This window comes from Alcanivorax borkumensis SK2 (assembly GCF_000009365.1).
Lineage (GTDB): Bacteria > Pseudomonadota > Gammaproteobacteria > Pseudomonadales > Alcanivoracaceae > Alcanivorax > Alcanivorax borkumensis.
On record NC_008260.1, the window covers coordinates 2,290,487 to 2,310,321 of the forward strand.

18 protein-coding genes are annotated in these 19,835 nt (G+C 56.1%); 13 read left to right on the plus strand and 5 right to left on the minus strand.

Annotated features, from left to right (window positions below):
* Positions 1-5: 5 nt before the first annotated feature.
* The 4 genes from ABO_RS14650 to ABO_RS10320 are packed head-to-tail and all read right to left on the minus strand — an operon-like array spanning position 6 to position 1,942.
* Positions 6-614, minus strand: coding sequence for a DUF3570 domain-containing protein (locus tag ABO_RS14650; RefSeq protein WP_050731515.1), 609 nt, complete (start codon positions 612-614; stop codon positions 6-8).
* The gene (locus ABO_RS14655; RefSeq protein WP_158299164.1) at positions 611-1,261 is read right to left on the minus strand and encodes a DUF3570 domain-containing protein; all 651 of its coding nucleotides are present in this window, start codon (positions 1,259-1,261) and stop codon (positions 611-613) included. The genes ABO_RS14650 and ABO_RS14655 overlap by 4 nt, the downstream gene beginning before the upstream one ends.
* 10 nt (positions 1,262-1,271) lie before the next feature.
* Positions 1,272-1,502: a DUF4266 domain-containing protein gene (locus ABO_RS10315; RefSeq protein WP_011589284.1), complete on the minus strand. Its 231-nt coding sequence runs from the start codon at positions 1,500-1,502 to the stop codon at positions 1,272-1,274.
* Positions 1,499-1,942, minus strand: coding sequence for a TlpA family protein disulfide reductase (locus ABO_RS10320; RefSeq protein WP_011589285.1), 444 nt, complete (start codon positions 1,940-1,942; stop codon positions 1,499-1,501). Before ABO_RS10320 ends, ABO_RS10315 begins: the two co-directional genes overlap by 4 nt.
* Before the next feature lie 150 nt (positions 1,943-2,092).
* Between ABO_RS10320 and dsbD the strand changes: the two genes are divergently transcribed.
* The 12 genes from dsbD to ABO_RS10380 all read left to right on the plus strand — a co-directional run bounded on the left by dsbD (position 2,093) and on the right by ABO_RS10380 (position 17,409).
* Positions 2,093-3,973: a protein-disulfide reductase DsbD gene (dsbD, locus tag ABO_RS10325; RefSeq protein ID WP_011589286.1), complete on the plus strand. Its 1,881-nt coding sequence runs from the start codon at positions 2,093-2,095 to the stop codon at positions 3,971-3,973.
* A gap of 280 nt (positions 3,974-4,253) precedes the next feature.
* Positions 4,254-4,694: a type II 3-dehydroquinate dehydratase gene (aroQ, locus tag ABO_RS10330; protein ID WP_041705513.1), complete on the plus strand. Its 441-nt coding sequence runs from the start codon at positions 4,254-4,256 to the stop codon at positions 4,692-4,694.
* A 2-nt stretch (positions 4,695-4,696) separates the two neighbouring features.
* A complete protein-coding gene (gene accB, locus ABO_RS10335) occupies positions 4,697-5,149 on the plus strand; it encodes an acetyl-CoA carboxylase biotin carboxyl carrier protein (protein WP_011589288.1) in 453 nt (150 codons plus the stop codon).
* 12 nt (positions 5,150-5,161) lie between these two features.
* Positions 5,162-6,508, plus strand: coding sequence for an acetyl-CoA carboxylase biotin carboxylase subunit (gene accC / locus ABO_RS10340; protein WP_011589289.1), 1,347 nt, complete (start codon positions 5,162-5,164; stop codon positions 6,506-6,508).
* Positions 6,509-6,667: 159 nt separating this feature from the next.
* Positions 6,668-7,549, plus strand: a complete 882-nt coding sequence (prmA, locus tag ABO_RS10345; protein WP_035459129.1) for a 50S ribosomal protein L11 methyltransferase — start codon at positions 6,668-6,670, stop codon at positions 7,547-7,549.
* A 170-nt stretch (positions 7,550-7,719) separates the two neighbouring features.
* Entirely contained in the window at positions 7,720-8,925 is a 1,206-nt protein-coding gene (locus ABO_RS10350) for a zinc-ribbon and DUF3426 domain-containing protein (RefSeq protein ID WP_011589291.1), read from the plus strand.
* Between the two features lie 118 nt (positions 8,926-9,043).
* The gene (gene dusB / locus ABO_RS10355) at positions 9,044-10,084 is read left to right on the plus strand and encodes a tRNA dihydrouridine synthase DusB (RefSeq protein ID WP_011589292.1); all 1,041 of its coding nucleotides are present in this window, start codon (positions 9,044-9,046) and stop codon (positions 10,082-10,084) included.
* Positions 10,085-10,128: 44 nt separating this feature from the next.
* Positions 10,129-10,413, plus strand: a complete 285-nt coding sequence (fis, locus tag ABO_RS10360) for a DNA-binding transcriptional regulator Fis (RefSeq protein ID WP_007148571.1) — start codon at positions 10,129-10,131, stop codon at positions 10,411-10,413.
* Between the two features lie 94 nt (positions 10,414-10,507).
* The gene (gene purH / locus ABO_RS10365; protein ID WP_011589294.1) at positions 10,508-12,085 is read left to right on the plus strand and encodes a bifunctional phosphoribosylaminoimidazolecarboxamide formyltransferase/IMP cyclohydrolase; all 1,578 of its coding nucleotides are present in this window, start codon (positions 10,508-10,510) and stop codon (positions 12,083-12,085) included.
* Positions 12,086-12,211: 126 nt separating this feature from the next.
* A complete protein-coding gene (gene purD, locus ABO_RS10370; protein ID WP_186326990.1) occupies positions 12,212-13,498 on the plus strand; it encodes a phosphoribosylamine--glycine ligase in 1,287 nt (428 codons plus the stop codon).
* A gap of 70 nt (positions 13,499-13,568) precedes the next feature.
* The gene (locus ABO_RS10375) at positions 13,569-14,636 is read left to right on the plus strand and encodes a cyclic nucleotide-binding domain-containing protein (RefSeq protein ID WP_011589296.1); all 1,068 of its coding nucleotides are present in this window, start codon (positions 13,569-13,571) and stop codon (positions 14,634-14,636) included.
* Entirely contained in the window at positions 14,596-17,409 is a 2,814-nt protein-coding gene (locus ABO_RS10380; RefSeq protein ID WP_011589297.1) for a hybrid sensor histidine kinase/response regulator, read from the plus strand. Before ABO_RS10375 ends, ABO_RS10380 begins: the two co-directional genes overlap by 41 nt.
* Positions 17,410-17,439: 30 nt before the next feature.
* On the opposite strand, the gene ABO_RS10385 is transcribed toward ABO_RS10380, so the two are convergent.
* The gene (locus tag ABO_RS10385; RefSeq protein ID WP_011589298.1) at positions 17,440-18,921 is read right to left on the minus strand and encodes an AAA family ATPase; all 1,482 of its coding nucleotides are present in this window, start codon (positions 18,919-18,921) and stop codon (positions 17,440-17,442) included.
* 165 nt (positions 18,922-19,086) lie between these two features.
* On the opposite strand from ABO_RS10385, the gene coq7 reads away from it, so the two are divergent.
* On the plus strand, positions 19,087-19,746 hold the full coding sequence (gene coq7, locus ABO_RS10390) for a 2-polyprenyl-3-methyl-6-methoxy-1,4-benzoquinone monooxygenase (protein ID WP_011589299.1): 660 nt from the start codon (positions 19,087-19,089) through the stop codon (positions 19,744-19,746).
* Positions 19,747-19,835 lie beyond the last annotated feature (89 nt).

Here is a 19,835-nt window from a genome sequence, read left to right on the forward strand (position 1 = left end):
AACGACTACCAGTAGAATGTATACCCGACCTGCGTGATCAGTGCATCGAGTTCCGAAGCATCACTGTCGCCGCTCTGCTGGAAACTTTCTACCCGGAAACTCCATTGCTGGTTGTTTTTCCATTGCTTGCCAAGCTTGACGCCATAGGTGGTATCAGTGAGATTCCCCAGCCGGTAATCCGCCGATACTTCATCCAACGTATTCAGATCTGCAGCGCTAACCGATTCACGGTAAAAATCAGCTTCGCCCTGCTCATACCAACGCACATGGGGTTGCAGAAACCAGCCATTGTCAAACTGAAAGCGATATTTCACATCCAGAGTATGTGATGTAATGCCCCAGTCGTCAGACATAAAACGATACCCCACCGCCAACACATCGCGGTTGAAGTGATAACGGTTCTCCCAGTAAAGCGCATTCTTGGTGCGCGAATCGGGGCGCAACTCGAAAATATGGGCATCACCCACGCCAATATCTGCTGCACCAAAGCTTTCCGCTTCCAGCGGATCCCCATTAGCATCTACTACCGTGACAATCTTGTAAGGGTCTGTCTGGTAACCGTCCGATATCGACACGCTGTAATTGAGTTGCATCAGCCAGTTACGGTTGATCACCTGGGTAATCCAAACAACAGATCATTTATAGTTCGATCTTCAGTGCCGTCATTTTTTTGTTGATTACTCTGGAACGTCAAACCAATCGGTACACCGCCCACCGGGTCTATGGTGTCCGCCTCATGGGCTAGGCCGAATGTGAGCGTGGTGTTTTTATTGTTCAAATCCCATAAGAGTCCAGCATTTAAGCCCAAAGAAGTAAAATCATATTCATTGGAGAAATTCATCCCCGCCGTCCATCGCATAGTCCGGCTAAATGGGCGGGTATACTGCATGTTTGCGGCAACACGCGTGTCCTTGAAGGAGTCATCCAACGGCACCTCATTGGTGGCCTGATATTCCTGTGAACCAGACGGGGAAGTAAACGTCTGCGGCTTATCCGATTTGATCGCCCCGTTATGGGATGCACCAGTTAACGAATCCAGCGTCAGTTTCAGTTCAAGCTCGCTGTCATCACCAAACTGTTTCTTGCCGCGAACCACTGGCTCCACCGCCGTGACACGATCTTGCTCCGCGTAATACAACACGGCGGAATCAAATTGCCAGGCATCATCTGCGGGCTGTGCCTGTACCGGCTGGCCCAGCAGAGCACAGGTCGCAGCGGCCAGGCCACTCCCAATCGTCTTCCCATCCAGTTTTTTTTTCATTACGCCTTCCTCAATTACAGCCACAGCCACCGCCACCAAATCCACGCCCACCGCTGGAGGCTTCCTTGCTAAAATAGATGTGATCATCCAGCGCATCATCGAGACCATCCGCAGCACCCATCGTCATTACTGGTTTGGCCAACAAATCACGCTCCCAGGGTTGCACCCCCAGGTTCTGGCACCCGGACACACAGCCCACAGTGATCAGAAACACGGGTATTCCCAACGCAAATTTCATCATTGCTCCTCCAGCAGCTGGACGATTTCTTGCTCGTAGGCGTCCTTATTTGTTTCCATAAAACCGATATGACGGGCTAGCGCGTTCCCGCGCTCATCCATCAGCACGGCACTGGGCATCCCTTGAAGCTGATAGCGGCTTGCCAGCTCCCCTTGTGGGTCAAACACCAACGGGAAAGTGGCCGGGTAATTGGCCAGAAACTTCTCTGCATCCTCTTTGCGCAGGTCCAAATTCACACCGATGATGGTGAACCCACGATCTCCATATTTCGCCTGCATCCGATTCAGCCAAGGAAACGAGCGCCGGCAAGGCACGCACCAGCTGGCCCAAAAGTCTACGTAAATGACTTTTGCTTCCCCGACCTGCTCGGGGGAAAATGGCAACGGTTCCGCATGAGCCAGCCAGGGGATGACCAGCAGGGCAAGCACCCGTAGAAAGCGCATAGGCTTCTCCTTGATATTGAGACCACAGCCTCCTACCGGCGCCTTAAAGTAACCTTAAGGCACTGTTAATAATCTGCCCTGAAACTTATCGGCTATCCTGGCATCCAAGCGATGCCACCATTTTTGGGTTCGGGGTTTGAGGAGAAAGGAATGCATACAAGCTGGCAACGACTGGGGCTTGCTCTATTAATGCTATTTACAGTGTCCACAGCCATTGCGCAGGATCTATTCGGCGACCAAGAACGCCTGCCCACCGTGGATGAAGCCATTCAGCTAGTACCTGATGCCGACTGGGACAACCAGCAACTGCGACTGGATTTCGAGCTGATCGATGATGTTTATCTCTATCAACACCGTTTCGGGTTCACCCTACGTGACACCAACGGCAATGTGATTAACGACTTTGCCGAACTGATACTGCCCCCCGGGAAGCCCAAAACCGACGAGATATTCGGTGATGTAGAAGTCTATTTCGACCGTTTGAAGTTCTCGCTTCCTTTGAATAGCGTGCCGCTAGTGGATACCGAACTGGAAGTACGCTATCAAGGCTGCATTGAAGATACTCTCTGCTACCCGCCCACCCGCAAAGTGTTTGCATTCGACAATCCGCAACCGGCAAAAAAGCCCATGGCCGCGGTGCCACCCGCGGCCACTGACTCCACCGCCGGCCCGGGTTTTCTCGATACACTACGGTCTGAGGACGCCAACGCCTTCAACCAGTGGATGAACGAACAACCCCTTGGTTTAATCATCGGCCTCTTCTTTGTGGGCGGGCTGCTGCTGGCCTTTACCCCCTGCGTGTTTCCCATGGTCCCCATTCTCTCCGGTATCATTGCCGGCGAGAAAGAGCCCAGCGCCACACGGGGCTTTACTCTCAGTGTCAGCTATGTGTTGGGTATGGCCGTGCCGTACACTTTGGCAGGCTTATTGGTGGCACTTTTTGGCGCCGGCCTGAACCTGCAATTCATGCTGCAACAACCCGCGGCCATCATTACTTCAGTAGCGGTATTTGTCGTACTGGCCCTGTCCATGTTTGGTCTGTATGAACTGCAGCTACCTGCGGCCTTGCGTAACAAGCTCCATCAACCTGGCCAAGAAGCCCGCGGCAGCCTGATCGGCGCCGCCATCATGGGCACCATTTCGGCCTTGGTCGTCTCCCCTTGTGTTACCCCCATCCTAGCCGGCGCGTTGATCTATGTTGCCGCTAGTGGCGACGCGGCCACCGGCGCGGCTTCCCTGTTCGCCCTATCGATTGGCATGGGCCTACCATTGATTATCTTTGGCACCGGTGGCGGCAGCTTGCTTCCCCGTGCTGGCATGTGGATGGAAGAGATCAAACGGTTCTTCGGCGTAGTGATGCTAGGCGTCGCCATCTGGCTGCTGGACCGCATCATCAGTGACACTATTACCCTTGGCCTCTATGGCTTGTTGTTAACCGTGTATGGCATCCAGCTGGGGGCATTGGAGCCTGCCGGTGAAGGCGCTGCCCGGCTCAAGCGGGGCTTGGCTCTGGTACTGGCTCTGTACGGGGCGGTGATGATTGTCGGCGCCTTGAGTGGCGGCAAGGACCCTCTGCAACCGTTAGCGCAGATGAATCAGCCAGCCACGAACAACGGCCCCCTCCACGTTAGCACCCCCTCCTCCCAGCCTGGCGATCATGGTCCCTGGCAGACCATCGTTGGCAAGGCCTCCCTGGAGCAGGCACTGGCCACGTCTCGTCAAGCCAACAAGCCCGTGCTGGTAGATTTCTTCGCTGAGTGGTGCGTGGCTTGCAAGGTCCTGGAAGAGACCACATTGAGTCACCCGGATGTGCTTAATGCCATGCTCGGCTTTGACCTCTACCGGGTGGATATCACCGAAATCAACGCCGACAGCCAGGCCATCATGGAGCAGTACAACATTCTTGGGTTGCCGGCACTGGTGTTTTTCACCCCCATAAGCACTGAAATTCCCGATTCAAGAGTCCTCGGCGAAATGGGGCCACAACGGTTTATTGAACACCTTAACAAGCGGGTCCTGCCTAGGCTTTAATGCCGCGCCAATATAGAAAGGGGCGCGCGCGCGCCCTTCGCTGCAAACGCCCCGCGGGTCACGCTCCTACCGCGAGCGGTTGCGCCTCCCACCTAAGCAAATAACCTGAAAGAGTGCCGATATCCCGATATCTTCCCGCAACTTGTAACGAATGTTGTAAACCCCTTTTTTCTGTCATAGATTCCCCCTAATATTGCATTTGTATGAGAAAACCCAAGTTAACCTGGGTTTTTCCAGCATGATCACTGCAAATAACGACAAATTCGCGAGGGGACCCATTTTGGCTTCCATTTTGGTGTTACATGGCCCAAACCTGAACCTGCTCGGCACACGCGAGCCGGACAAGTACGGCCATACCACCCTGGCGGACATCAACCAGCAACTGCAGGAACAGGCCAGCAAAGCCGGCCATCACCTGCAGCACCTGCAAAGCAACGCAGAATATGAACTGGTCGAATGCATTCACGATGCCCATACCGAGGGGGTCGACTTCATTATTATCAACCCGGCGGCTTTCACCCATACCAGCGTGGCGCTACGTGACGCCCTGCTAGCGGTGAACATTCCCTTTATTGAAGTGCACCTATCCAACGTGCATGCCCGGGAAACCTTCCGCCACCATTCCTTTTTTTCTGATATTGCCAAGGGCGTTATTTGCGGCCTCGGCGCCATTGGCTATGCGCTGGCGTTAACCGCTGCTCTCGAACAACTGGATGACTGAACATGGATATTCGCAAAATCAAGAAACTGATTGAGCTGCTGGAAGAGTCCGGCATTGAAGAGCTGGAGATTTGTGAAGGGGAAGAGTCCGTGCGCATCAGTCGCGGCTCTCGTCAACCGGCAGCACCCGCACATTACTATGCGGCCCCGCAGGCTCCCGCTCCCGCTCCGGCACCTGTTCCCGCAGCCGAAGCGCCCGCCGCGCAGGATAATACTCCAAGCGGCCACCTGGTTCGCTCGCCCATGGTCGGCACCTTCTATCGTTCACCGTCGCCAGGCGCCTCGGCCTTCGCCCAAGTAGGCCAAAAGGTTCAAGCTGGCGATGTGCTGTGTATCGTGGAAGCCATGAAGATGATGAACCAGATTGAGGCGGACAAGTCCGGCACTCTGGATGCCATTTTGGTTGAAGACGGCGAGCCGGTTGAATTCGACCAGCCTCTGTTCTCCATCGTTTAACGGAGGCTTCCCATGCTGGAAAAGGTCGTCATTGCCAACCGCGGCGAGATTGCTCTACGGATTCTGCGCGCCTGCAAAGAGCTAGGCATTCGTACCGTAGCGGTTTACTCGAAACCGGACCGGGATCTAATGCATGTTCGTCTTGCTGACGAAGCCGTGTGCATTGGTCCCGCTTCATCCGCCGATTCATACTTGAACATTCCCGCGCTGATCAGCGCCGCCGAAGTGACCGATGCCGACGCCATTCACCCAGGCTATGGCTTTCTGGCGGAAAATGCAGACTTTGCTGAAAGCGTAGAACGCTCCGGCTTCACCTTTATCGGCCCCAAGGCAGACACTATTCGCCTGATGGGCAATAAGGTAGCCGCCATTGAAGCCATGAAAAAAGCGGGTGTGCCCACCGTACCGGGCTCCAACGGCCCCATCGGCGACGATGATGAAGCCTCACTGGCCATGGCCGAACAAATCGGCTACCCGGTGATCATCAAGGCCGCAGCAGGCGGCGGCGGGCGCGGCATGCGTGTGGTTGATGAAGCAAAACAGCTGCTAAACGCCATCACCCTGACCCGCTCCGAAGCGAAAAATGCCTTTGGCGACGCCACCGTCTACATGGAGAAATTCCTGCAGCAACCACGCCACGTGGAAGTGCAAGTGCTGGCCGATGGTGCCGGCCATGCAATTCACTTAGGCGACCGTGATTGCTCCTTGCAGCGCCGTCACCAGAAGGTGGTGGAAGAAGCTCCGGCACCCGGAATCCCTCAGCATCTAAAAGAAGAAGTCGCCGAGCGCTGCGTTAACGCCTGTAAAGAAATCAATTACCGGGGTGCGGGCACCTTCGAATTTCTCTACGAGAATGAAGGCTTCTACTTCATCGAAATGAATACCCGTGTACAGGTAGAACACCCCGTCACCGAAATGGTTACCGGGGTGGATATTGTCAAGGAACAATTGCGTATCGCCGGCGGTGAAGGCCTGCAAATCCAGCAGTCCGATGTACAATTCCAGGGCCATGCCATTGAGGTTCGCGTCAACGCAGAAGACCCGGTACGGTTTACCCCCTGCCCGGGCAAAGTCACCTACTTCCACGCCCCCGGTGGCAATGGCGTACGAGTCGATTCCCACATCTACAGTGGTTACACTGTTCCGCCATACTACGACTCCCTGATCGGCAAGCTGATCACTTGGGGGGAAAATCGCGAGACCGCCTTCTCCCGTATGAAAAATGCGCTGGACGAAATTGTCGTGGAAGGCATCAAAACCAATATTGCCCTGCACCGCGACAAAATCTTCAAGGACGAGGCTTTCATTAAAGGCGGCGTGGACATTCACCACCTAGAAAAGAAACTCGGGACACACTAAAAGCCGTTGATAGTGAATTGATCGCTATTATCGTTAACGGTTACCATCCCCCTGATGGCCGCGCCCAGCGTTTGGGCGCGGCCTCTTGCGTTACAGACACTACAAAATTACCCCCTCGCACTTTTAACGGTTAACTCTCAACTAGAGCGAAGCGACAACATGGCCTGGCTTCAACTCCACCTTGCCACCACCGAACAGCACGCCGATGCCTTTCAGGCTGCACTGGAAAACCTCGGTGCCGTGGCCGTGACCCTCACCGACGGTGCCGACCAACCTGTGTTCGAACCGCCGCCGGGCACTCGCCCGCTATGGCAGAATACGGTGGTCAGCGCCCTGTTCGAGCAGAACCATACCCCGGAGCAGATTCTTAACGCCCTCACAGCCCAAGGACTAGAAGCACAAGCCAGCCACCACGAAACCTTGGAAGATCAGGCCTGGGAGCGGGCCTGGATGGATGATTTTTCACCCATGCAATTCGGTGAACGGCTGTGGATCATTCCTAGCTGGAGCGAAGCCCCGGACCCAGCGGCGGTCAACTTGAAGCTAGACCCAGGCCTAGCCTTCGGCACCGGCACCCATGAAACCACTGCCCTGTGCCTACAATGGCTGGATAGCACCGACCTGCACAACAAAACCGTACTCGACTTCGGTTGTGGCTCTGGAGTACTGGCCATCGCCGCTCTGCTGCTGGGCGCCGGCGATACCACCGGCACCGATATTGACCCTCAAGCGTTGATCGCCAGTCATGACAATGCCCACAACAATGGCGTAGCCGAATCTCTAACCCTGTTCCTGCCCGAACAAATGCCCCAAGATTATCAGTGTGACATTCTGGTGGCCAACATACTCGCCGGGCCGCTGGTTGAGCTCTCCGAGTTACTAGCCCGTTACTGCCGGGCCGGCGGCAAACTGGCCCTGTCTGGCATTCTTGCTGAACAAGCAGATAGCGTACGCACTGCCTACGAGCCTTGGTTTGAACTCAACCCCACCACCCAACAAGGTGACTGGGTGCGCATCGACGGGGTACGGCGGGCCCGCTAAAACCAGACTTTCAAAAGAAACTGAGTGACAAGTCCTTGCGGCTTGTCCTGCTTTTTCTGTAAAACATACCTAAATCATCTGCATGCGATGCTCGGATTGCTTCGTTGCCCGAACCCCAAAGCGTGCAACGTGCCACCTCTCTTCTTCCAATAACAATTCAGGCGAAAGCCATGGCCAGCCAATACAAAACCCGCTGCCCCCATTGTGCAGCCCAGTTCAAGATCACCGATGAACATTTGAAACAGGCGCGCGGTGCGGTTCGGTGCGGCTCATGCTTGCAGATTTTTCAGGCCAGCGATTACCTGATCGATCCTGCCGACGCCCAGCAGCAGCCCCAAAAAAATCGCTGGGCTGGCGCGCTGGACGGGTCCGACGTTGACAACAACCTGCCCAAAAATACTCAGACATTAGCCGATGACGATGACGATGCCGAGAGCCTGAGCATTCACGGGATGGAGCTCAGTGACTCATTCATGAATGTAGATGTAGAGGACACCGACCTCGGACTAGGCGAAGATTTCACCGACATGCAAGGCGCAGGCCGCGCCAACCACCATGAAAATGCGGATGAATCCTGGGCCGAAGCCCTACTGCAAGAATTGGAAGAAGACGAGCCAGCTGCTGCCAATACCACGTATGGAGCCCCTCCATCACCCGGGACAGCCGCCAGCCACTCACCGTCACCAAAGCAGCAGACACCTAACGCTCCCAGCACAAAAACCAGCGAACAGTCACCGTCTCTATCAGAAGACGACGATAACAGCCTATTTGTCGGGCTGGATCTGTTTGCTGATGACCATTATGAAAAACCAAGCTCCTCGGACAAACCGGTTCACGAACGCCACACTCATTTCCGCCAGCAGCGGGACTGGGGCGAGCTGATTAAATGGACGTCCCTCTCGGGGATCGCCTTAGTGACATTGATTGGCCAGTACACCTTCTTCAACTTCGACGATCTGGCTCGCAGCCCACAATGGCGCCCCTTGTACCAACAGGCCTGCGGGATACTTGGCTGCCAACTACCGAGTCGCTCCGACATCACCAAGGTGCGCGGCACCAACCTAGTGGTTCGCAGCCACCCGAACTATGCCAATGCGCTGATTGTTGACGCCATCCTGTTTAATGAAGCCAAGTACCCACAACCTTTCCCGGAACTGGAACTGAGCTTTAGCACCTTGAATGGCCGCCCTGTAGCCAGCCGCCGCTTTTTCCCCAAGGAATACCTGCAAGGAGAGCTACACGGCATGGGCATCATGCCCACACGCACGCCATTGCATATTTCTTTGGAAATTGTGGATCCGGGCGAGCAGGCCGTGAGCTACAACCTTCGCCTGCTGCCGCCCCCCCAAGGCGGAGAACAGCTCTCCCAGCGCTAGCCGGCACCATCGCCAGCGCAAAATCGACAGCCCGTCGCCTGATGGCAGACGGGCCTTTCATCCCTAGCCTCCGATCTCTATCATTGTTCCCCCTCTTAGACACCCCAAGCCCGGCGCCATGCAGATCGGACCCTATAACCTGCCGAACTCCTTGATTCTAGCCCCCATGGCCGGCGTCACGGACCGCCCATTCCGGCGCTTGTGCAGAGACCTGGGGGCCGGCCTGCTGGTGTCGGAAATGGTGACCTCGGACACCCGTCTGTGGAACTCTCGAAAGTCTCGCCAACGGTTAGACCATAGCGGCGAACCAGGCCCCATCTCGGTACAGATCGCCGGCGGAGAGCCGGCAATGCTGGCAGAGGCGGCCCGCGCCAACGTGGAGCATGGCGCCCAGATTATTGACATCAATATGGGCTGCCCGGCGAAAAAAGTGTGCAAACGCGCCGCGGGGTCTGCCCTGCTAGCCGACCCGGACCTAGTCGCGCGCATCCTCGATGCAGTGACTCAGGCTGTAAATGTCCCCGTTACCCTGAAAATCCGTACCGGCCCTGATCGCGATCAGCGCAATGCCATCGACATTGCCCGCATCGCCGAAACTGCGGGCATTCAAGCCCTTGCCATTCACGGGCGCACCCGCGCCGACAAGTTCAACGGTGACGCCGAATACGCCACTATCAAACAGGTGGTGGATGCGGTGAACATTCCGATCATGGCCAATGGAGACGTGGATAGTCCGGAAAAAGCCAAACGGGTACTGGAATCCACCGGCGCCGATGGTATCATGATCGGCCGCGCTGCTCAGGGTAACCCGTGGATCTTCCGGGACACCCTGTATTACCTCGAGCACGGCTCGCTGCCCGCAGCGCCGTTAGTAACGGAAGTCCATGATTGCGTGCAACAGCACCTGTACGAACTGCATGATTTTTATGGTGAGTTCATGGGGGTACGTATCGCACGCAAGCACCTGGGCTGGTACACACAGAACCTGCCCAATGGGGAAGACTTCCGGCGCGGGTTTAACACACTGGAAAATGCCACCGATCAACGCGTGGCAATCGAGCAGTTTTTCCAACAGATAAGCGCCACTACCGACCGAGTTCGCTTCGGTCGTTATGGCGAGGTGTCTGCCCGGAAGAAAAACGGAGCCCTGGCCGCATGACCCTTTCTTCAGTTAACACAGCCGCTGCACGGACACTTACTGAAATGAACACCGCTGAAGCACGAAAGCAGCCGCATCTTACTATTGCGCGCAGCGAAACCCACGACACGCTGCGCAATTGTGTGCGACGTTCGCTAAACGATTATTTCAACCAGCTGGACGGCGAAGCCGTGAGCGAGCTCTACCCGATGGTGCTGGCTGAAATGGAAATTCCCCTGCTTGAGAAAGTGCTCGAGTACACCCGTGGTAACCAGACCAAAGCCGCTGAGCTACTGGGCCTGAACCGCGGCACTCTGCGCAAGAAACTCAAGCAGTACGGTCTATTGTAATACAGACCCGTAACACCAAGGGCAGTGACCACACTGCCCTTTTTTTGTTTCTAGCCCTCGTATTAATTAAGACTTCGCAACTTGGTGAAACCCCATGAGCAATGTTGAACGTGCACTGATCAGTGTTTCCGATAAAACCGGTATCGTCGAATTCGCCCAGGCCCTAGCTGACAAGGGCGTGGAACTGCTGTCCACAGGCGGGACCTTCAAGAAACTGCAGGAGGCCGGCATCGCCGTACGCGAAGTCTCCGACTACACCGGTTTCCCGGAAATGATGGCCGGCCGGGTAAAAACCCTGCACCCTAAAGTGCACGGCGGCATCCTTGGCCGTCGCGGCCAGGACGAACAGGTCATGGCCGACAACGACATCAGCCCCATTGATCTGGTGGTGGTCAACCTTTACCCCTTCGAGGCCACCGTGGCCAACCCGGATTGCTCTCTGGAGGACGCCATCGAGAACATCGACATTGGCGGTCCGACCATGGTTCGTTCTGCCGCCAAGAACAATGCCAGCGTTGGCATTGTGACTGATGCCGCCGACTACCAGCGCGTACTCGACGACATGGCCGCCAACAACGGCGCGCTGTCTGATGACTTGCGTTTTGACCTGGCCATCAAAGCGTTCGAGCACACCGCCGCCTATGACAGTGCCATTGCCAACTACTTTGGCAAGAAAGTCGAAGGACAGGATGGTATGAGCAATCTGGACTTCCCGCGCACCATTAACCTGAACTTCGAAAAAACCCAGAACATGCGTTATGGCGAGAACCCGCACCAGAAAGCGGCCTTCTACACCGAGCGCAACCCGGCCCCGGCATCCATCGCCACCGCGAAACAGCTGCAGGGCAAAGAACTAAGCTACAACAACATCGCTGATACCGACGCCGCACTGGAATGCGTAAAAGGCTTCACCAAGCCGGCCTGTGTAATCGTCAAGCACGCCAACCCCTGTGGGGTGGCGGTGAGCCTAGATGGCATTACCACAGCTTATGATCTGGCCTTCGCCACCGATACCGAATCCGCCTTCGGCGGCATCATCGCCTTCAACCGCAAGCTGGATGCCGCCACCGCCCAGGCCATCGTTGATCGCCAGTTTGTCGAAGTGATTATCGCCCCCAGCGCCACAGAAGAAGCCCTGGCCATCACCGCCGCCAAAAAGAATGTGCGAGTACTGGTGTGTGGTGAAATGGAGGGTGTAGCGGCTTCTGGCCTGGACTACAAACGCGTCAACGGCGGGCTACTGGTGCAAGATCGCGATCTCGGCATGATCACCGAAGGTGAATTGAAGGTGGTCACCAAGCGCGCGCCCACTGAAGCCGAAATGCACGACCTGATCTTCGCTTGGAAAGTGGCTAAGTTCGTCAAATCCAATGCCATTGTTTACGCCAAAGATCGTCAAACCGTAGGCGTGGGCGCCGGCCAGATGAGCCGGGTCAACTCTGCGCGCATTGCGGCTATCAAAGCAGAACATGCTGGCCTGCAAGTGAAAGGCTCCGTAATGGCCTCCGATGCTTTCTTCCCGTTCCGCGATGGCATCGACAACGCGGCTAAGGTAGGAATCAGCTGCGTAATCCAGCCCGGCGGCTCGATTCGCGATGAAGAAGTTATTGCCGCCGCCGACGAAGCCGGCATGGCCATGGTCTTCACCGGCATGCGCCATTTCAGGCATTAACGCTGGCCGCCAGACGTCCAACGCATGAAGCGACCCTCCGGTCCCGCGTTGGACCTCTGGCGTCAAGCTCGTCGCCGATCACGACACGCGATCAGGATTAACCATTCATAGCAAATGGATCACCCCATGAAGGTACTCATCATTGGCGGCGGTGGCCGCGAGCATGCCCTGGCATGGAAAGTGGCTCAAGCCGAGCAGGTAGAAACCGTCTTCGTTGCCCCCGGCAACGCGGGTACCGCCCGCGAAGCCAAGCTCGAAAATGTGGCCCTGGACGTACTGGATCAACCCGGGCTGCTGGCCTTTGCCAAAGACAATAGCATCGACCTGACCATTGTTGGCCCGGAAGCGCCACTGGTAGAGGGTTTGGTCGACACCTTCCAGGAAAATGGCCTGAAGTGCTTCGGTCCGAACAAGGCTGCAGCACAACTGGAAGGCTCCAAAGCCTTCACCAAAGACTTTCTGGCCCGGCAGAACATTCCCACCGGCGCCTACGGCAACTTCACTGACATGGATGAAGCGCTGGCCTACGTGCGCGAACAGGGCGCTCCTATCGTGATCAAGGCCGATGGGCTGGCCGCAGGCAAAGGTGTGATCGTCGCCATGACTCTGCAGGAAGCGGAAGATGCCGTACGCGACATGCTTGACGGCAACAAATTTGGCGATGCCGGCCACCGTGTAGTGGTCGAAGAGTTTCTCGAAGGCGAAGAGGCCAGCTTCATCGTCATGGTCGATGGCAAAAACGTTCTGCCCATGGCTACCAGCCAGGATCACAAGCGAGCCGGCGACGGCGACACGGGCCCCAACACCGGCGGCATGGGCGCTTACTCCCCGGCGCCGGTGGTCACCGACGCGGTCTACAAACGCATCATGGACGAAGTCATCACCCCCACCGTAGAAGGCATGGCCGCCGAAGGCATGCCCTACACCGGCTTCCTCTACGCGGGCTTGATGATCAACCCAGACGGTGCCCCCAAAGTAATCGAATACAATTGCCGCTTCGGCGACCCGGAAACTCAGCCCATCATGATGCGCCTGCAGTCCGACCTGGCTGCGCTATGTCTGGCCGCGCTGGAAGGTAAGCTGGATCAGGCCGAGATTCAATGGGATCCACGTCCCACGCTAGGTGTGGTAATGGCCGCTGGCGGCTACCCGGATAGCTACGACAAGGGGGATGCCATCAAGGGGCTGGATCAGGCCGATTCTGATACTGTGAAGGTCTTCCACGCCGGGACCGCCGAACAAGACGGCCAGGTGGTTACCAGTGGCGGGCGGGTGCTCTGCATCACCGGTGTCGGCGACACCGTCGGTGAAGCCCAGGCCAATGCCTACGAGGGTGTGAAGCAGATCACATGGCGTAATGCCCAGTATCGTTCCGACATTGGCTACCGTGCAGTGGCCCGCGAAAAAGCATAAAGTACAGGCAACTAAGAATTAAAGGTGAGCCGGCTCCGGCTCACCCATCAACACACCTTCGGGGGTTGCCATGTCGAATCAAACGGCGGATATGTCACGTCTTGAGAATTTCATTCCTTTTGACTGCCTGAGCGAATCCCACCGCAATGAAATCCAGGGCCAAATCAGCGTCATCAAGATTGCCCCTGGCCGGCTCCTGTTCAAGCGCGGCCAAAGCAGCGACAAGGCCTACTTCCTGATTAAAGGTTCGCTGGATCTCACCGATGCCAGTTTTCAGGTACGCCATTTTACCGCCGACGACGATGAAAATTACCTGGCTATCGACAACTACGCCGAACACACCATCAATGCGATAACCGCCGAAGCCACCACTTTGTATGCCATCGACCGCACCAAGCTCGACCTGCTGATGACGTGGACCCAAGCCGCCGAGTCCATGCTGGACGATGAGGACGATGCAAATGAACGGGACTGGATGGACGCGCTGCTTTCATCGGAACTGTTCTCAGCCGTGCCACCGGCCATGATTCACAGCCTGTTCGTAAAATTCCAGGAACGCGAAGTTCAACTAGGTGAAGTCATTGTCAAAGAAGGCGACCACGGCGACACCCTGTTCGTGATCAAACAGGGCAAAGCCATGGTTACCCGCATCAAAGGTGCCAAGCAGGAAACTCTCGCCGCCCTCTCCGCCGGTCGCTTCTTCGGTGAGGATGCTTTGATCAGTGAAAGCCCTCGTAATGCCACCATTACCATGACCAGCGATGGCGTACTGATGTGCCTAGGGAAAAGTGACTTTCAAGCAATACTGCAAGATTCGGTGATTCGCCACCTCACCGAAGACGAACTGGACACCATGGTGCTTGAGGCAGAAGCAGCCTGCATCTTGGTGGATGTCCGCTTGCCCATGGAGTTTCGCCATGACCGAACTCCAGGCGCCCGCAACCTACCGCTCAATGAATTACGCCGCGAAGCTTTGAACTTAGAAAAGGATTTTTTCTACGTAGTATGCGGTGATGGTCGACGTAGCGAGCTCGGAGCCTATATCCTCTCCGAAGCAGGCTTAAGTGCCTATGTGCTTGACCGGGGAAAACCGACGGATGCAAAACAACAAACCCATGCAAAGGCTATTCAAGCCTGAATCGCTATTCTGGCTATTAGTCCTCGCGTTATGCGGCATAACCAATAGCGTTTTCGCAGATGCGCCTCCCCCTTTTGTGATTCACAGCGAACCGGATCAGGCTCGCATTACTATCTATTCCGAATATTACCGTGACGCCGACGGCAACAGCGATATCGACACCATCAGCCAACCGTCGACCAGCAATCTTTTCCAGCCCGCCACACGCTACATTGAACGGCTAGGGATTTGTGATGGCAAATGGTGGGTACGCGTAGCCTTGCAGAATGAGCTGAGCAACAGGCAAGACTACGCACTAATCCTCAAAGGCAACCCCGATGCCCGCGTGTTCCTTCCTGGCCCTAACGGCCATTACACCCAGGCCAGCGAAGATCAACGTATCCCCGGACGAAATGCCGGCTACCGACTACACCTACCTACCGGCGAACGGCAGCTGATCTACCTACAACTGCAGCCACAGGGATACCTCACCTATGGTCTAACCCTGAACAACATTAATGCCCACCTAAAACAACAGAGTGCTACCACCGCGGTGTACATGATTTTAACGGGCGCCTTACTCATTCTCGCTATCTACAATCTAATGTCCGGCATCATGCGTGGTGAACAAACTTATTTTTATCATTGCGTATTTATTCTCAGCGTACTCGCTATCAGCTTAGTGCTGGCGGGATTCCTTCCCCAGTCACTGACAGAGAACAGCACCGTTCAGCCTCACATTTTGTTCTCTATGATAATGATCGCCCTGTTTGCCTCCACTGGAGTGGCACGCTCCTTCTTCGACCTGTCCGAGATAGCCCCTCTTTTGCATCGCATCACCCTAATAGTGAAGTGGGGAGCACTAGTCGTAATCCCCCTAACACTGTTGCTACCGGTTGGGCTGGCCGCTGGCACCAGCTTTGTCCTCGCTAGTTTAGCCGTATTGTTGTTACTGATTCTCGGCTATATCAGTTGGCAGCGAGAATTAAATGATGGCGGGTTATTTTTCCTTACCTCCGTACTGGCCAGCGGCCCCGTCATGTTAGTGTGCCTGGCCTACTTGGGTGTTCTGCAAACCAGTGCGGAACTGCCGCAATGGTTACTGGCCAGCACCATTCTAGAAGCGGTGACGCTGGAGGTCGGTTTACGGCTCAGCCATCGCCATCAGGCGCTCCTTCATATCGAGCAAAAACGTTCACAAACCGTGGCGGAAACCGTGGATGCCACCCGCCGGGAAACCCTGTCACGGATCGGCCATGATGTCCGCACCCCTCTCAGCGGTATTCTCGGTATGTCGGAGATTCTGGCTGACACCCCGCTAACACCCAACCAGCGCGAATGTGTAAGCGCCATCCAGAATGCCGGCGACAATCTGCTGCGCATCATCAATGACGTGCTTGAGCATTCCCAACTTTCCACCAGTGGCAAAGACATCAACCATAGCGCACTGGATATTCACGATCTGATCATGGAAGCCATCGATTTATTCAAAGAGCGGGCCGAAGAAAAGCAGATCGAATTGATTACCCATGTTCATACTAACGTGCCCAGCCGAGTCATTGGGGATGCCGGGCGGCTTCGCCAGATCGTCATCAACTTAATGGGCGCCCTGATTCGTCACGGCTACCCCGGAGAGCTGGTTATCGACGTTTCCATGGAGCCCACCGGCCAGGCAGATCGGGTGCGCTTCGGCTTCACCGGCAGCGCCATGAACGAAGAAACACTGGAGCGACTGCGCGACAACCAAAGGCAGAACAAGAGCAGCCATCTGAGCCTGGCCATTGCCGAGCAGCTGATAGAAGTGCTAGGCGGGCGCATGGGCACTCTGCAAGATCATAGAGATGTACACTATTGGTTCGTAGTATCTCTGCCGGCGGAAAATACCTCGACCCCCAACGCCAACGTGGACACCTCCCTCCTCGCCGGACGCAGCCTTCTAGTGGTCGACGATTCCATTACCGTGACCCGGGTACTGCGTCACCATGCGCTGTCCTGGGGCATGCGTGTCACTGCCTGCCACGACCCCCGCGAAGCACTGGCTTCACTGCGAACCCAGGCCAATATCAATGAGCCGTACGATGTAGTGGTGCTCGACCATCACATGCCAGGCATCGACGGCATGCAGTTGGCTGCTCGTATCCATGAAGACCCGGTCATCATGCATCCCACCGTGCTAGTGATGTTAACCGGCATCAACAATGCCCCCACCGCCACCCAGGCCCGCAACGTGGGTATCCACCGGGTACTATCAAAGCCGGTTTCTGCCCCACGGCTGCGTCAGGCCCTGGCGGAAGAACTTGGACTTTGCCATCAGATCGCAACCGTGCAGCCCGAGCCTCAGCGCAAACTGGATCCAGGGCTGAAACTGCTGGTGGCGGAGGACCATTACCTTAGCCAGAAAGTGATTCGCGGCATGCTGGGTAAATTAGGCCTGAAAGCAGACATCGCCTCCAACGGCAAGGAAGCGCTAGAGCTGGCTAGCAAGACACGTTACGACCTCATTTTAATGGATTGCGAAATGCCGGAAATGGATGGCTTTGAAGCCACTCGCATGATTCGCGAGCACGAACAGAAACAAGACCTTCCGGCGGTACCGATTGTGGCGTTAACCGCACACATTCTGCGTGAGCACAAGGACCGCAGCCTAGCCGCCGGCATGAACGCCCACCTACCCAAGCCCGTGGAGCTAAACGTATTACGCAATACCCTCGTGCGTTTTACCCAATCCGCCCCTCCGGAGACAGCTCAGCAACCCTCCAACGCAGCACACACAACTGAGCAGACCAATGGATGAAATCCTAGGCTCAAAGCCATCAACCCCGAGTCACCCCCCGGCACTGACTGCTCGCCCCTGACACCATTGCCGCAGACGGCCCAGCGATTCCGCCATGGTTACCGACAACGGCACCGTGGCCGCCAGCTCCGCTTCCAGCAAGGCCTGATCCAGGGGCTGATTTGCCGCCCCTGCACTGTATAACCCGGCCACCACCGCTTGCTCGATCTCGGCACCAGTAAAACCATCGCTGCACTGAGCTAGACGGGACAAATCGAAGGCATTGGTCTGCTGCCCACGTTTGTTCAAGTGGATGCAGAAAATATCTTTGCGCACCTCACAGGAAGGCAAATCAACAAAGAAAATTTCGTCCAGTCGACCCTTGCGAATAAGCTCTGGAGGCAACCGTTCAATATCGTTAGCCGTCGCCACCATAAAGACTTTGCTGCGGTTTTCTGCCATCCACGTTAACAACGTGCCCAACACCCGGCGCGAAGTACCCCCATCGTTATCTCCTACCGCAATGCCCTTCTCGATTTCGTCTATCCACAACACACAAGGCGACATAGTTTCCGCCATCGCCAACGCCTCACGCACATTGCGCTCGGACTCACCGAAAAATTTGTTGTATATGGCGCCCATATCCAACCGCAACAATGGTAAGCCCCAAAGCCCCGCCACCGACTTGGCGGCCAAGCTTTTACCACCACCCTGCACACCTACCAGCATCACCCCACGGGGCGAGTCGATAGCTTGGCCCTGACCATCCTGAAAGGCGCCTTCGCGCTTGCCCAACCAATCTTTCAGGCCCTGCAGCCCACCCACATTGGCAAAGCTGTCGGTGTCGTATTCATAGCTAAGCACCCCGTCCATTTCCATTAGTGCAAACTTGGCCTTATTCACCTCCGGCAAGTCTTCCTCGGTGATAGCCCCATCATGGATAATAGCCCCACGGGCCAGTTTGCGAGCATCCTCCACGCTCAACCCACGTAAATTGCGCACCAAACGCTCCAATGAAGCTCTGTCGGCACGAACCCGCTCGCCGCGTTCCTTTTTGAAGCGGCGCGCTTCATCCTGAACAATATGCTCCAGCTGCTTTTCATCCGGCATAGACAAATTAAAACGCGTACAGTAGCGGCGTAACTCAGGCGGGATGGTGAATTCGTGGCTAACCAGCACCAAGGTGTGGTGTAAACGCTCATGATGAAGCGCGATTTCCTTGATTAAGCGTATAGGCTTTGGCTCCCCATCCAGATAGGGATGCAAATCACACAGCGCATAGATGCCCGGTTCGTTAGTAGCGCGAATCTGTCCCAGCATGGCATCGGGCTCAATGGTGTGTTTTTGGCTGGGGCTCTGTTCCAACTCCAGCCTGCGTAAGCCATCCACCGCATTCCAGGCAAACACTGGTCGGCCCTCAAGCATGCCCAAGCGACGAATCAAATCCAGCGCCCGCAGCTCTTCCCAGGTTTCAATCACCACAATGGGATAGCGGGACTCCAACAGCATCTTCAGGTCATTCAGGTCACTCATGCATTATTGCTTGCACGCTTCACGCAATACGCTGGCACACAGGCCCTTGTTATGTTGTCTAGTCGGTAGGGTGCTTCAATTCAGCCATTCTTAGGCTACACTAGGAGCCACTCACTTTTCACGCTGCAAGCCTTTGGCTTGCTTGCCTGCCAGCGATAATTTGCCATGACTGAACGCCGACTGTCTCCTCTGGACAAGCTACTCGCCCGCGCTGATAACGCCCTGCGAACCCTGACCCCTGGCACCACCCAGGCAGAGCGAACGCCCGCCCATGCCGCTCCAGCGCCGGACGCCCCGGAAGCCGGCACCCTGCCCAGCGACCAGCGCCGACACGTGCTGGGGCTAATGCGTATTAACCATACCGGAGAAGTCTGCGCCCAGGCGCTCTATCAAGGCCAAGCCAGTACCGCCAGCCTGCCGCATATTCGCCACGCCATGGAAGAATCCGCACGGGAAGAGGAAGACCATCTAGCCTGGTGCGAAGAGCGCATTCAGGAGCTCGGCGGCGTGCCCAGCAAGCTTAATCCACTGTTCTATGCCATGAGCTATGCAGTGGGCGCCACCGCTGGCCTGATCGGCGACCGCTGGAGCCTAGGCTTTGTCACCGAAACAGAGAATCAAGTAGTCAAACATCTGGAATCCCACCTGTACCAGGTGCCAGAAAGCGACCTGCGCACCCGCGCCATTCTTGAGCAAATGAAAACCGACGAACTCAAGCACGCGGTCACCGCTAAGGACGCCGGCGGCGCCGACCTCCCCTCACCGGTACGCCACGCCATGACGCTAATGAGTAAGGTGATGACATTCACCACCTACAGGATCTAATCAACGCTCTAACCACTCTGTAGCCGGCGTCCAGCAACAAAAAAAGCCGCACCCTGTACGGGCGCGGCTTTTTTATTCTGCGTGTTACG